The sequence below is a fragment of the Moraxella ovis genome, assembly GCF_900453105.1.
GTDB lineage: Bacteria > Pseudomonadota > Gammaproteobacteria > Pseudomonadales > Moraxellaceae > Moraxella > Moraxella ovis.
The window spans coordinates 1,455,875-1,470,664 of sequence record NZ_UGPW01000001.1 but is presented as its reverse complement, the minus strand read 5'-3'; the positions used below and the strand labels follow the sequence as shown (position 1 = coordinate 1,470,664).

At 47.3% G+C, this 14,790-nt stretch carries 13 protein-coding genes; 10 read left to right on the top strand and 3 right to left on the bottom strand.

What is annotated here, in order from left to right; all coding sequences use genetic code 11:
• Positions 1-61: 61 nt before the first annotated feature.
• Positions 62-748, top strand: coding sequence for a pirin family protein (locus DYD54_RS07060; protein ID WP_063514324.1), 687 nt, complete (start codon positions 62-64; stop codon positions 746-748).
• 57 nt (positions 749-805) lie between these two features.
• On the opposite strand, the gene DYD54_RS07055 is transcribed toward DYD54_RS07060, so the two are convergent.
• Both DYD54_RS07055 and DYD54_RS07050 read right to left on the bottom strand, forming a co-directional pair.
• Positions 806-2,263 carry a bifunctional ADP-dependent NAD(P)H-hydrate dehydratase/NAD(P)H-hydrate epimerase gene (locus DYD54_RS07055; RefSeq protein ID WP_063514323.1) on the bottom strand — a complete coding sequence of 486 codons (1,458 nt, stop codon included), beginning with the start codon at positions 2,261-2,263 and terminating at the stop codon, positions 806-808.
• Positions 2,264-2,320: 57 nt separating this feature from the next.
• Positions 2,321-3,025: a MiaE family protein gene (locus DYD54_RS07050; RefSeq protein WP_172459595.1), complete on the bottom strand. Its 705-nt coding sequence runs from the start codon at positions 3,023-3,025 to the stop codon at positions 2,321-2,323.
• A 537-nt stretch (positions 3,026-3,562) separates the two neighbouring features.
• Between DYD54_RS07050 and DYD54_RS07045 the strand changes: the two genes are divergently transcribed.
• The 5 genes from DYD54_RS07045 (at position 3,563) to dsbD (ending at position 9,901) form a co-directional block, all read left to right on the top strand.
• Positions 3,563-4,669, top strand: a complete 1,107-nt coding sequence (locus DYD54_RS07045; protein ID WP_063514322.1) for a porin — start codon at positions 3,563-3,565, stop codon at positions 4,667-4,669.
• Positions 4,670-4,832: 163 nt separating this feature from the next.
• Positions 4,833-6,437 (top strand): cytochrome ubiquinol oxidase subunit I, encoded by a 1,605-nt coding sequence (locus tag DYD54_RS07040; RefSeq protein ID WP_063514321.1) that lies wholly within the window; start codon positions 4,833-4,835, stop codon positions 6,435-6,437.
• A gap of 2 nt (positions 6,438-6,439) precedes the next feature.
• Positions 6,440-7,579, top strand: coding sequence for a cytochrome d ubiquinol oxidase subunit II (gene cydB, locus DYD54_RS07035; RefSeq protein WP_063514320.1), 1,140 nt, complete (start codon positions 6,440-6,442; stop codon positions 7,577-7,579).
• Between the two features lie 15 nt (positions 7,580-7,594).
• Positions 7,595-7,720 carry a cytochrome bd-I oxidase subunit CydX gene (cydX, locus tag DYD54_RS07030; protein WP_036366232.1) on the top strand — a complete coding sequence of 42 codons (126 nt, stop codon included), beginning with the start codon at positions 7,595-7,597 and terminating at the stop codon, positions 7,718-7,720.
• A gap of 123 nt (positions 7,721-7,843) precedes the next feature.
• Positions 7,844-9,901 (top strand): protein-disulfide reductase DsbD, encoded by a 2,058-nt coding sequence (gene dsbD / locus DYD54_RS07025; RefSeq protein WP_063515004.1) that lies wholly within the window; start codon positions 7,844-7,846, stop codon positions 9,899-9,901.
• 149 nt (positions 9,902-10,050) lie between these two features.
• Here the strand turns inward: dsbD and DYD54_RS07020 are convergent, their stop codons facing one another.
• The gene (locus DYD54_RS07020) at positions 10,051-11,559 is read right to left on the bottom strand and encodes an alanine/glycine:cation symporter family protein (RefSeq protein ID WP_063514319.1); all 1,509 of its coding nucleotides are present in this window, start codon (positions 11,557-11,559) and stop codon (positions 10,051-10,053) included.
• Positions 11,560-11,985: 426 nt separating this feature from the next.
• Between DYD54_RS07020 and DYD54_RS07015 the strand changes: the two genes are divergently transcribed.
• From DYD54_RS07015 to DYD54_RS07000, 4 genes are all read left to right on the top strand, one after another.
• Complete coding sequence (locus tag DYD54_RS07015) at positions 11,986-12,651, top strand: LemA family protein (protein ID WP_063514318.1); 666 nt, start codon at positions 11,986-11,988, stop codon at positions 12,649-12,651.
• A 1-nt stretch (position 12,652) separates the two neighbouring features.
• Positions 12,653-13,828: a TPM domain-containing protein gene (locus DYD54_RS07010; protein ID WP_063514317.1), complete on the top strand. Its 1,176-nt coding sequence runs from the start codon at positions 12,653-12,655 to the stop codon at positions 13,826-13,828.
• Positions 13,829-13,904: 76 nt separating this feature from the next.
• Positions 13,905-14,420, top strand: coding sequence for a TPM domain-containing protein (locus DYD54_RS07005; RefSeq protein WP_063514316.1), 516 nt, complete (start codon positions 13,905-13,907; stop codon positions 14,418-14,420).
• Positions 14,421-14,515: 95 nt separating this feature from the next.
• The gene (locus DYD54_RS07000; protein WP_147285078.1) at positions 14,516-14,770 is read left to right on the top strand and encodes a hypothetical protein; all 255 of its coding nucleotides are present in this window, start codon (positions 14,516-14,518) and stop codon (positions 14,768-14,770) included.
• Positions 14,771-14,790: the final 20 nt, after the last annotated feature.

Sequence of the window (14,790 nt, the reverse complement as noted above, 5' to 3'; positions counted from 1 at the left end):
TTTATTTCTTATTTTTAAAAATTTATAATGGGATAAATTTTAACAAACATCAGGTATTTTTATGATTATCCCCAGATTATCGCATGAACGTGGTTTTGCCGAGCATGGCTGGCTGACTTCTCGCCATAGCTTTTCGTTTGCTGATTATTATGACCCCAATTTTATGGGCTTTTCTGCCCTCAGAGTCATCAACGAAGACTGGATAGCCCCGAGCATGGGCTTTGGTATGCACCCACACAAGGACATGGAGATTTTGACCTATGTGCTATCAGGAGCAGTCGCTCACAAGGACAGCATGGGCAACAGCGAGACCGTGTCGGCAGGCGAGTTTCAACTCATGTCGGCAGGGACGGGCGTGCGTCATTCGGAGTTCAACCCGAGCGACACGGACGAGCTACATTTGTACCAAATCTGGATAATGCCCAACCGCATGGGCGTAACCCCACGCTATGAGCAGGCAAGGTTTGATGAGTACGTGGGCGGTACGCTCATTCTGTCGCCCACAGGGGAGAGTGGGTCGTTTGTGGTATATCAAGACATGAAGCTATGGCGGTATCAGTTGGACGACAAGCAAATCGTAAGCCTTGACAAAGGCAGAGCCTACTGGCTACAAGTTGCCAAAGGGTCTGTTGTGATAAATGGAGAGCGGTATCAAGCAGGCGATGCGGCAGCGATAATTGATGAGAGCCAAATTATCACCCAAAGTGATGAATTTGCAGAATTTTTGTTGTTTGATTTGCCGCGCTGATGAACTAATGTGTTTAATCTGATATAGCCAAGAACCGCTTAGATGATAAGCGGTTTTTTATTTCAGATTAACCGCTTGCCTAATGGCGTGTGGCATCTGATGGGCGGAGAGTCCGCGAGCGCCATCTTTGGCGAGTAGGTCGCCTGCGTGGGCGTGCAGAGTGACAGCTGTCATCGGGCTGGTGTCATACTGCGCCAGAATGCCTGCCATCATGCCACTTAGCACATCGCCCATACCTGCTGTCGCCATGCCAGCGTTGCCCAGTGTGCAGATCTCAAGTGCGCCTGTGTGGTCTAGCATTAGGCTATTCGTGCCTTTAAGTACCCACTGACCGCCATAGGTGTGCTGCAGGGCGTGAATGGCGGCGAATCGATCATCTTCGATGGCCTGCGCGGCGGTGTCTAGCAGTCTGGCGGCTTCGATACTGTGTGGGGTTAATACCCATTTTTGGGGTAGTTTGCATTGCATTGGATAGGTCGCTAAATGCCACAGTGCATCTGCGTCTAATATGACGGCTTTATTTGCCATATTGGCAAGTAGATGGTCAAAAATACGCTTGAAGGTCTGCTTTGCCCATCCATCGCGACCCAATCCCATCCCGAAACACACCGCATCCATCTTAGCTAAGCTGTCCAAAGCATCGGCATCATCAATATCGCCAAGCATGAGATTGGGCGAGCGTGATAGGATCGCTGAATGATGATTAACGTGTGTCAAGACGGTGGTACGTCCTGCGCCCGTCGCCATTGCTGATTCTGCTGACATGATGACCGCACCGCCCATGTGTGGATGGCCGCCGACGACCATCACAGAACCGAAGTCGCCCTTATGGGCAGTATGCTTGCGCGGAGGTAATGTCGGCGGAGTGTCAACGAGATGAGCGATGGGGTGAATCGCACCATCATTCGGGATAAGTGGCACAGTGATGACCCTACCTACTGCATCCTTACTGGTGGACCCAAACAGACCGCTCTTAAGACCGATCAGGCAGAGTGTCGCATCAGCACGCACGCAGACGGGTAGGGCGATGCCTGTATTGGCATGCAGTCCGCTGGGTACATCGACAGAGATTTTTAGCCCTTGGCTGTCATTGAAGCGATGAATGAGTGCCTGATAATCTTCATCGAGCGCACGAGACAGTCCAATGCCGAATATGGCATCTATCTGAATGTCGGCAGGCGGGGCGTTGTTAATATCATCGCTGATAAGAATGCTCGTCATTTGCGTCTGTGCTAGGGCGCGATTGGCGTCTGGTGTGGTGGGCGGGTTAGGCAGGACGACCGTCACGCCAAAGCCAAAATCATGCAAATATCTAGCAATCATTAGCCCATCACCGCCATTATTACCCGTGCCGCACCACACACAGATGCTGTCTGTATCATGGGCGATGTCTATGATGTGGTGCGCCATCAGCAGGGCGGCTTGACACATCAGCCCAAAGGATGAATTATCCTGATCGAACCATCGCTGTTCCCACAGGCGCACATCTTCTGCAGTATAGATAGGCTGTCTCATGGTATTTATCCTTTGGTGGGTGGTGTGATTGCGCATGAAGCCAACCAGTCATACTTATTATATAAAGTCGGGCACGCCACTGTGAAATCTTAGCTCGCCATCAGGGCTGTCAATCAACTCAGCCTCCACTTTACGAAAAAACGCCACTCGCTCATCGATGCTCTCATCGGTGATGGACTGTGCTAGGCGCAGATAGTCTTCGTAGTGGCGACTTTCTGACTTTAGTAAATACTTATAATAACGTGCCAATTTCTCATCGTCAATCACGTCCGCCAGCGCCGAGAACCGCTCACACGAACGCGCCTCAATGAACGCACCGATGATCAGTACATCAACCATCGCAGCAGGCTCCCACGTGCGCTTATGCTTAAGTAGACCCTTGGCGTAGCGACCTGCTGACAGATATGACCATTCAATGCCGCGCTCTTTCATTAATGTCAGCACTTGTTCATAATGCAGCATCTCTTCACGAACCAGCTGAGCTAATCTCTCCTGTAGCTCACGATGAAACTCATAACGAAAGATCAAATTCATCGCCGTTCCTGCTGCCTTCTTCTCGCAGTTGGCGTGGTCTTGCATGAGTAGGGGTAGGTTGTCCTTGGCGGCGCTCAGCCATTTATCCGATGTGCGCGCACCTAGGAACTCATGAATGTGACTGATGTCGGTGGTGGCTTTGGTGCGCGTGGTAATGTTCTGTAAATCGTCTTCAGGGGCGATGGTCGCATCTGGGTTCGGGATGTCGTTCATTGGTGTGTCGGTCATGATCGTCTCAATGTTCAAAAAAATTAATCAATCTATCAATGAATATTTGTGTAAACATTTGTGTTCGCTGTGTAAATATTGGCTTAAGCTAGCTTAATAATGTTACAGCGTGATGACCATTTTAACATATTTTTTGGGTGAAAAAAGTGTGAATATTGCTCAAAAAATGTACATTATTGCACAATAATGACACTAATTTACTAATGATAATAATAATATATCTTGTTATTTACAAAATTTTGAAGGCTTGATAAATACATAACTATATGAAAAATAATAAAAAATTAAAAAACATCAAAAAAATTTAAAAATTTTTTGGTAAAAGGTGTTGCAAAATATGACAAAGTTGGTATTCTATAAATGAAATGTGGATTTGGTAAAGGTCTTTTCTGAGTTGTTACAATTCAAAAAGTCACGAACTAGATTCTTTATTTCGTAAAGTAACCTCGCAGGCTTGTTTTAAATTTTAAATAATCAAGTTCTGCATTGGGCGCAGCTTTAGCGACCCAAACTAAAAAATGTAATGTGGAGAAACCCATGAAAAAACTACTTTTAGCATCAGCCGTCGCTGCTCTATCTATCACAGCTGCACAAGCTGCCCCAACTGTATATGGTAAAGCATTCCTTACTCTTGACGTTCAAGACGGTAACAGCAACAGTGCCGCTAAAGATTCACGAACTCAACTAAACTCTAACGCTTCTCGTATCGGTCTTAAAGGTTCTGAAGCACTAACTCAAAACACTGATCTAGTTTACCAACTAGAATATCGTGTTGATATTGACTCTGACGCTGCTCGTAACTGGGAAAGCCGTGACACTTATCTAGGTCTTGCTAACAAGCAATACGGTACACTAGTAGCTGGTCGTCTAACTACTATTGATGACTATGTTGACTACGCTAACGTAACAGCTGGTCGTCCAGTTGGCGGTAACAACGTTCTAGCTTCATTCAGTGCAGAACGTGCAAACAACGCATTCGCTTACTTCTCACCAGAGCGTAACGGCCTACAATTCATGGGTATGTATGCGCTAGATGAGAACAAATCTACTGACAACCTAAACGGTGACGCATTTGGTGTTGGTGTTAAGTATGAGCCAGCAAACCAACCATTTAAAGTTGGTGCAACATACATCAGAGCAGCCAATGGCTATGTAGTTGGTGGTGATGAATATACCGTTGCAGTAAAAACTTCAGTTTTGGATGCTAACGGCGCTGCAACTGGTGATTACATCAAAGTAAACGAAACAAGAACAACTCCAGTTGTTTCAGGTAAGCTAGAAGCGATTCGTGTAAGTGGTGCTTATGCAGCTAGCCCAGTATTGACTCTAGGTGGTCTATATCAAAACACTAAACGTGAAAATGCTGAAACTGAAAACGCATTCACCGTTTCTGCTAACTACAAAGTGGCACAAACTCCTTGGACTACTTATGGTCAGCTAGACTTCGTTGACAACACTAAAGGCAAGAAAGACGCTGAAGTATTCCGTACCGTTGTTGGTGGTAAATATGTATTCAACAAAGCAACCACTGGTCACATCTACGGTGCATACCAACGTTCTGAAAACACCAACCTAAAAACTGGTCTAACAGAAGGTAAAGCCAATGCATACGGCATCGGCGGTGGTATCGAATACAAATTCTAATCTGATTTAGAATTTAGATATCAAAAAAGCTCATCCTACGGGATGGGCTTTTTGCTTTAGTGTGTGATGATTGAGCTATTTGCCAAATTTGACTAAGATATTCAATATGGTTATTATATACTGTATAATTATGTTGTATTTGTGTTAATAAAATGGGTGCGATATGATTACTGAGCATTTGGTGGATATATCACGGCTACAGTTTGCAGTGACGGCGCTGTTTCATTTTCTATTTATTCCCTTGACGCTGGGCATGACATGGCTACTGGTCATCATGGAGAGTGTGTATGTCATCACAGGTAAAAAGATCTGGAAAGACATGACGAAGTTCTGGGGGAAGTTATTTGGGATTAACTTCGCGCTTGGGGTGACGACTGGGATTACGATGGAATTTCAGTTTGGTACGAACTGGGCTTATTACTCTCACTATGTGGGGGATATTTTTGGGGCGCCGCTTGCCATTGAAGGCTTGATGGCGTTTTTTCTTGAATCGACGATGGTGGGGCTGTTTTTCTTTGGTTGGGCGCGCATGAGCCGTGTTCAGCATCTGATGACGACCATCATGATGGCGTTGGGGACGAACCTGTCTGCGCTGTGGATTCTGGTGGCGAATGGCTGGATGCAGAACCCTGTCGGTGCAGAGTTTAATTATGAAACGATGCGCATGGAGATGACGAGCTTCACGCAGATTCTGCTAAACCCCGATGCACAGAATAAGTTCGTGCATACGGTGTCAGCAGGTTATGTGGTGGGTGCGGTGTTCGTGCTTGCCATCTCGGCGTTGTACCTGCTCAAAAAACGCGATGTCGAATTTGCCAAGCGTAGCTTCCATGTGGCGGCAGCGTTTGGCTTTGCATCGATCTGTAGTACGATCGTGCTAGGTGATGAGTCGGGTTATTCGATCGGATTGGCTCAGCAGACCAAACTTGCCACCATGGAGGCGATGTGGGAGACTGAGCCAGCGCCTGCCAACTTCAATCTCATCGCCAGCATCAATGAAGATGAAGAGAAGAATAACTGGGCGGTGCATGTGCCATATGCGATGGGTATCATCGGCACGCGCTCGCTTGATAAGCAGATTCTGGGTATTCACGACATCAAGGTCATCAACGAAGAGCGCATCAAAAATGGCATCATCGCCGTAAGCTCTCTTGATCAAATGCGCGAGGATAAGAGTGCAGGGCGTGCGATTGATCCGGCGCTGCTGGAGAGCTTTGAGAAGAACAAGAACGATCTGGGTTTTGGGTTACTGCTTAAGAAATACACAAGCGATGTCACGCAGGCGACGCCAGAGATGATCGCACAGGCGACAGATGATACCATTCCTAGAGTGACGCCGATGTTTTGGTCGTTCCGTGTGATGGTGGGGCTTGGCTTCTTGATGTTAGTTCTATTCGCATTAAGCCTATTTTACACGATCAAAGGCACGTTCACGCAGAAGCCTTGGCTGCTCAAGTTCGCTGTCATCATGTTGCCTGCGCCTTGGATCGCGGCAGAAGCAGGGTGGTTCGTGGCGGAATATGGTCGTCAGCCGTGGACGGTGTATGGCATCTTACCAACCCATCTGTCTGTGTCGAACATCGATGTGTTGAATGTGATTTGGTCATTGACGGGCTTCGTGGTGTTCTATACGGCGTTATTCATTGTAGAGATTTATCTCATGCAAAAATACGTGCGTCTGGGTCCTGCCAGTCTAGGCACGGGTCGCTATTATGGCGAGAAGACAAGTCCGAACATCATCAATCTGAGCGAGCATAAAGAGGTGTAGCCATGTTATTTGATTATGAAACTCTAAAACTCATCTGGTGGCTGCTCATCGGCGTGCTGCTGATTGGCTTTGCCATTATGGATGGGCATGACATGGGGGTGTGTAGCTTATTACCTTTCGTGGGTAAGAGCGATGAAGAACGCCGGGTGATCGTCAACACCATCGGTCCGCACTGGGAGGGGAATCAGGTATGGTTCATTACAGCAGGGGGTGCGATATTTGCGGCATTACCATTGGTGTATGCCACAGCATTTAGCGGATTTTATTGGGCGCTTATGGCGGCGCTGTGGGCGTTGTTCTTTCGCCCTGTTGGCTTTAAGTATCGCAGTCTGGTTAAGGATGATCGCTGGCGCACGGCATGGGACTGGGGGTTGTTTGTTGGTTCGTTTACCCCTGCTTTGATCTTTGGCGTGGCATTTGGTAACTTATTCTTAGGTGTACCTTTTGGCTTTGATAATAGCTTGGCATCGACTTATACGGGGTCGTTCTTTGAGCTGTTAAATCCATTTGCGCTACTTTGCGGATTGGTCAGTGCGACGATGCTCATCATGCAGGGCGGTACGTACTTGGCGCATCGCACCGTAGGCGACATCCAAGCCAGAACGATACGCTACACTGGCATTGTATCGGTGCTGATGGCGGTATTGTTTGTCATCGCGGGATTCTTTGTGGCGAATATGGATGGCTATGTCATCACGAGCAGTATTGATAAGAGTGCGCTGATTGATCCGATCTCAAAGTCTGTAACGCTTGAGTCAGGCGCTTGGTTGAGCAACTATCACGAACAGCCTATTCTGTGGGCATTCCCTGCATTAGGCATCGTGATGGCGCTCGTTGCGGTGGTGTTATTGAGAGAGAATAAAACACTGCTGGCCTTTATCGCATCGAGCCTGTCTGTGCTTGGTGTAATCATGACGGCAGGCGTGGCATTATTCCCGTTCTATATGCCGTCATCGTCCGATCCGCGTTCTAGCCTGACCGTGTGGGACAGCACTTCTAGTCAGTTCACGCTTATGGTGATGGTGTATGTGGTTGCGCTGATCCTGCCTGTGGTCGTGGCATATACGAGCTGGGCTTACGCCATCATGCGTGGCAAAGTGACCAAGGCATACATCAAAGAAAACGAACATACGTTATATTAATGACTAGGGGGAATTATGTGGTATTTTGCATGGATATTAGGCTTAGGCTTTGCGGTATTACTGGCGGTGGTCAGTGCGGTCTGGGTGGAATTTGAAGAATCGCGCCACGATGCATTCTACAAAGATGTCGATGTTGATTGATCCATCATTGATTAAGAGAGCCGCGTAACGCTTTTGTTGCGCGGTTTTTTCATATTGGTATTTTTAGTGATTTGTATAGATATTGGTGGTATAATGCGATTTTTTGCTGTGTTTTACTGTTTTATGCGATCATTCAATCTAAAAAACTCCTTAATAATCGCCACGTTGGCGGTGTTGCCATTAACGGTATCAGCGCCCAGTACTGCCCAAGATAGCGGGGTTGCTGCTTTATTTGGACAAAAAGCCCAAAAATTCCTACCCGTGCATGAAGCGTTCAATGTGGCCGTGCGCATGGAAGGTGATGAGGTAGTGGCGATGTTCAAAGTCACGCCCAAGCATTATGTCTATCGCGACAAGATCAGCGTGAGAGCACCTGATGGTGTCAGTGTTGGTAAGTGGCAATTTGACAAGACTGCCACCATGATCGATGACCCGACATTTGGCAATGTGGCGGTATTTGAAGAAGATGTGACTGCTCGTGCCAAATTGAGTTCGGCTAAGGATGTGAGTGAGTCCCTGACATTGCGCTGGCAGGGCTGTGCCAAGGCAGGGCTATGCTATCCGCCTGAGACGGTGAAGCTTCAAGCAAATATTAAAGGAAGCTCTGCTAAAGACAATATACCAAATTCAAAGACTGATAAAGCCGCAGCGGATACCAAGCCTAAAGCACAACCAGAACAGAAAGCTGTCTCAAACATCGCAGCACCGATCACCTCCAATCAGCCAGAAGATGCTACGTCATCTGAAGATGTAGCTGACAATAATGCCAAAGAATCTCAAGACCAACAAGACGAAGCAATCAATGCAGATAAACAGAATGAACCTGCTGCCGATGAAGCGATAGCTCCTGATGCTAATGTTCAGAATGATGTGATAGATGAATCAAGCACGCCAGCTAATGATGTCGTCCAAACCATGCCTCAGGACGGACAGTACGAGCTTAATCACACGCTAACACTGAGCGATCCGTTTGGTATTCATAAGAATCCTGTATTGGCGTTAGGATTATTGTTCTTGGCGGGGCTTTTGTTGGCATTTACGCCTTGTGTGTATCCGATGATTCCTATTGTCGCGAACATCGTCGCCCGCCAAAAAACCATTGACAGCAAAAAAGCCTTCGCGCTGTCTGCCGCCTATGGCGTGGGCGTCGCGACTGCTTATGGTCTGCTGGGCGCTCTCATTGCGTGGCTAGGTCGTACGGTGAATATCTTGGGCTATCTACAGAATCCCGTTGTGCTCATCGCCTTTGCTGTGTTGTTCGCGTTGTTGGCATTGTATATGTTTGATATGCTAAAGATTAGCCTGCCGAGTGCCATTCGAGATAAGCTACAAGCCAAATCCCAAGCTGCTGATGACAAGCTTGGCAGCATTGGCGGTAGCTTCTTGGCAGGCGGGTTGTCAGCTTTGGTGGTATCGCCTTGTGTGTCAGCACCGATGGCGGGTGCGCTTGCAGCGGTGTCAGTCAGTGGTAGTGTGCTGTTTGGATTCTTTGCACTGTTCATGCTTGGCATTGGTCTGTCGCTGCCGCTCATGTTGATGGGTGCAGCTCAGGGCAAATGGATGCCTAAGGTGGGTGCGTGGATGGTGCGCGTGAAGGAGTTCTGTGGCCTGCTGTTGCTTGCGGTTTCGCTATTATTGATTGAGCGTGTGTTTGTCTCGCCTGTTGTTCTGTTGCTGTGGGCAGTATGGTTTATCATCGTGTCGGTATGGCTGTGGCGATTGGCTAGGATGCCTGCGCGTGTGTTGGCTGTCGCTGGCCTTATTTGGGCGGCGTGTCTGATGGCAGGTGCATCGATGGGTGCTAAGGATGCGTGGCGACCGTTGTCTGTGATGAAGGCATCAACGGTAGTCCATACTGACAAGCACATCACCAAGATTGACGAGCTTGATGCGATTCTAGCGAGCCATGATAAGGTGCTGATTGATCTGACGGCAGACTGGTGTGTGGAATGTCGCATCATGGAGCGTGAACTATTCACGGATCGTCCAGAGGCATTGAATGACGTTCAAGTGGTTAAATTTGACATCACGGAGGTCACCGATGATGGTCGAGCGCTACTGGATCGCTATCAGCTCATCGGCCCACCTGCGTTGATATTCTACCAAAAAGGCAATCTGCACAACATCATGTTGGGGCAGACGAAGCGAGATGAATTTGAAACTGCCTTAGCGAATTTCTAATAATTAAAAACCACCATAGCAATTATGGTGGTTTTTTAATCTCTTAATCTCTTAATCTCTTAATCTCTTAATCTCTTAATCTCTTAATCTCTTAATCTCTGCGCAAAAATTAAGCCCTGTATGAACAGGGCTTAATGGACAATCAACGATTATTTATTTTTTAGACGATCTTCCCAGAAGGTTGCGCCTTTGATGCCAAGCTTAACAGGGTCGAAGGTATAGTTCGTAACGCCTGCTTTCTTTTGCTCTTCATAGTCGCGAAGGGCATTAAGTGTAGGCTTGGTTAGGAATGCGAACATTAGTAGGATGCCCACGATGTTTAGCCACGCAGTCATACCAACACCGATGTCGCCCATGTTCCAGATATAACCTGCACTGTTCAAGCTGCCATAAGCCACAACCAGCAATACACTGATCTTTGGAATCCATACGCCTAGCTTCTGAGTGCTTGCTTTCATGCGACGCGTTAGATAGGCTACGTTCACTTCAGCGATGTAGTAGTACGCCAAGATTGTAGTGAAGGCAAAGAAGAAAATCGCAACGGCGATGAAGTGGTTACCAAATGAACCAAAAGTAGTCTCTAGCGCCATCTGAGTAAAGGCAGGCGTTCCGATTTCAGCGATGCTAGGATCGACGTTTTGAACGATGAATTCTTTGGTTGTCTCATTTTGGATGTTGTAGGTACCCATGGTCAAAATCATAAAGGCGGTCGCTGAACACACCAGTAGGGTATCTACATATACTGAGAATGCTTGTACCAGACCTTGCTGAGCAGGGTGCTGAACTTCTGCGGCACCTGCGTGGTGAGGACCTGTACCTTGACCAGCTTCGTTAGAATACACACCACGCTTAACACCCCAGCCAATCGCTGCGCCTAGGCCTGCCATCGGGTTAAGGATGTCACTCATGATAAGCCCAAATACCGCAGGGATCTTGTCAAGGTTCGTTACCATGATGATGAGCGCTAGAATGATGTAGCCCAATGCCATGAAAGGCACAACCAGCTCTGCCACGCGCGCGATACGCTTAATACCACCCATGATGATCACTGCTAATAGAGCAACAACTACCGCCATCACGATAACACGGTTAGTACCGACATCAATGCCAGCGAAGTTCATCATCGCACCATCGCCTGTGATACGAGTAACCGCACTAACAACACCGTTCGCCTGTACGCCAGGCAAGAAGATGCCACAAGAGATGATGGCTGCGATGGCGAATAGGATGGCATACCATTTTTGACCCAAGCCTTTTTCAAAATAATAAGCAGGGCCACCACGGTATTGACCTGTGATCGGGTCGCGCTCTTTATAGATCTGTGCTAGGGTACTTTCTGCGTATGCAGTAGAAGCGCCCAAGAATGCCACAACCCACATCCAAAATACCGCTGAAGGGCCACCAAAGCCAATCGCCGCTGCCACACCTGCGATGTTACCCACACCGACACGGTTGGCAAGCGCTACCACGAATGCTTGAAAAGATGAGATACCGTCAGCTGATTTAGTCTTGCTGAACATCAGATTAACCATTTCTCGGATCATGCGAATTTGCACGAAGCGAGTCATGATTGAATAAAATAAGCCTGCACCCAAGCATAGATATACCAGTGCAGGACTCCAGATAATACCATTTAACGTATTAATAAAATTTTCCATCACTATTCCTCAGCCCATTGGAAAATATAAAATAAAAGCGACATTCACGACTATCAATGAAGAATAAAGCATTGACTAAACAGATGTGACGTGAACTTAATGTTGCAATTTGCCATAATTTCGCAACAATTGCCAGTAAAATTTTCAATTATGGGCTATTTTTTACAAAAAAGCTTAATTCTTGGATGAGATTTATACTAATTGGCTTGAATTTGAGGAATCTTGGCGCGATTTATTGAGGTTTGTCAATAAAGTTTTTACAAGTTTAACGATTGTGTTGTGCTTGTGTAAGATTTGGACGGTTTTGCTTGTATTTTTGGGTTAAGCTTGTCATTATACTGCTAAGTTTGGCGATTTTTGACATAAGCCTGCTTAAGTTGAACGCCAAGAGTGACTTTGTTTCTATTTATATTATAAGGAAAAAACATGAAAAATTTCAAAAAACTTACCTTTGCTGCATTATTGGCAAGCTCGCTAAGCCTGTCTGGTTGTGGTTATAACACCCTGCAAGCCCAAGATGAGCAAGTAACCGCATCATGGTCTGAGGTGGTGAACCAGTATCAGCGCCGTGCTGACCTAGTGCCGAACCTGGTTGCTGTCGTACAGCGCTATGCTGAGCACGAAAGAGAGGTATTCACTGAAGTAGCATCGGCGCGTGCAGCCGCTGGCAGTGTCCAGATCACGCCTGAGACACTAAATGACCCGAATGCGATGAAGCAATACCAGGAAGCCCAAGTGCAAATGACGGGTGCATTATCTCGTCTGATGGCAATCTCTGAGCGTTACCCTGATCTTAAAGCCGACGCGATGTTCCAAGATCTACAAGCTCAGCTAGAAGGCACTGAGAACCGTATTACAGTGGCTCGTCAGCGTTATATTCAAGACGTCCAAGGTTATAATACTACCGTGCGCCAGTTCCCAACGAACCTAACAGCCATGGTGTTCGGTATGGATCCAAAAGCCAACTTCACCGTTGAGAATGAGCGCCAAATCTCAACCGCACCGACTGTGAATTTTGATAATGGTGCAGCACCTGCCGCATCGGGCACAGCGACAGGCACGAACACAGGTACAGCAACGTCAGGACAATAAAATGGCGGATGTGCCAAATAACAGCGGTAAATTTAAATTTAGCCTATTAGATAGAGTGGTTCGTCTAAGTGCAACCGCTTTACTAGGTGTCTGCCTGTCATCGGCAGCCACGGCGAATACTGCAACAGTAACTGCCACCGCTCAGGCTGCTAGCGAAGACGATCTTGCAGCTGTCGTTGTCGCGCGTAATGGCGCGATTAACGACACACTAAGAACGGCAGGCGAGCCGTTATCGCCATTGATTGAATCGGTGCGTGATTTCACCGATGAGATGAGTGACGATGCTACGGATGACGGCGCAGTTGCTACAGCCCAGACACCGACCACTTCAAGCTCACCAAGCATCACCCATGATAAGCTCATTCTAAATGAGCCTGTTGTGGATGCGGCGCGTATCTTGAGTGCAAGCGAAAAAGCCCATCTCTCCGACCAGCTGCGCACACTATATAATGATAAACTCGCTCAGGCAGCGCTTGTTATTATCCCAAGCACCGAGGGCATGCCGATCTTTGACTATGCGATGGCGGTTGCTGATCGCTGGCAGCTGGGTAGAAAAGACACCGACGAAGGTCTTTTAATCGTCGTTGCGATTAATGATCGAGATTTGTACATCTTGACAGGCTATGGGCTGGAAGGTGTGCTACCTGATGCAGCCCTAAAGCGCATCATTCGCCAAGACATCACACCTGCCTTTAAGAGCGGGCAGTATGCGCAGGGTTTGTCTGCTGGTATCGCCAGTATTAGCGAGCGTCTGCGCGCTGACCCTGAGACGCTGCAACGCGCTGATACCGCAATCCAAGAAGAAGAGAATTTTGGTGAAGAGAGCGTATCGCTGTTCGGTCTGCTGATTATTGGCTTTATTTTTGGTACCTTTTTGACATCGATATTCGGTAGGGTCCTTGGGGCGACCATCGCAGCTGGCGGTGTTGGCTTCATAGGTATGATGGCGGGTGCTGGCTTTATGGTTATACTGATTGCCATTGTGCTTTGGCTGATCCTATTGTTCTTCAAAGGCGGGTCTGGCGGCGGTCGCGGTGGTAGAGGTGGACGCGGTGGCGGCGGCTTTGTTGTATTACCGCCAGGTGGTGGCGGATTCGGCGGTGGCGGCTTTGGTTCAGGTGGATTCGGCGGTGGCGGTGGCGGATTCGGCGGTGGCGGTGCGGGCGGCTCTTGGTAATTAAGCCCCGTAACACCTCTAGCGATGTTGCTATTTTACACCTTTCATTTTTTATGATTTTAACCTTGATTTAATTATGCAAACTATCCAATCAACCAAAAGCCTTGCTCGACTGTGGCGACAGCTCTTTTTTATTCCGATGCTTCACAATCGCTGGCTAACCGATGACTTAAAGTCATCGCTAACCCAGAGTATTACAGATGCTGAGCGAGGTCATCGCGGTGAGATTTATCTTGTCATTGAGAATCATCTACCCATCGGTGAGGCGTATGAGATGGATTGTCGTGAGCGCGCCTTAGCTTTGTTTGGGCTGCACCGCGTTTGGGATACTGCTGAGAATACAGGTGTGTTGATTTATGTGAATGTTTGTGAGCATGATTTGGAGGTTATTGCTGATCGTGGCATTGATGATTTGGTCGATGATGAAGAATGGTTAAAGCTAACCCGGAATGCGCTAAATGCATGCAAACAAGGCAATTTTGGCGCAGGGCTGACCACGCTGATTACCGAGATTGGTAATCTGATGCGCATTCACTACCCAGGGGATGTCTCGGGCAATGAGCTTAATAATGATGTGGTGTTCTTAAAGTGATGAATAGCCCGTTGACTTGGCTGATATTACTTATTGGCGCGGGGATTGTTTTGTATTTTATAGCCCGTTTTTTACCTAAGAAGTTAAACAACCCAATGCGCCACATAGCGCCGATAGAGCGATTACAAGCTGAGCTGATTCAGCGTGAGCCTTATTTTGATTACACCATAAAGCAAGATCGTATTATTGTATCAAAAGACGGCTCCATTCACGCTTTTGTCATTCTAGATGATAAAGCTGTCAATACCACCAGAAAACTTGACGACGTGATGATATTTAGCCTAAAACAGCGCTATCGTACCAAAGAGCTGTCAGAATTAGTCGCAAAGCTTCAACAATTTAAAAAATAACTAAAAATTATCCTTGTAAG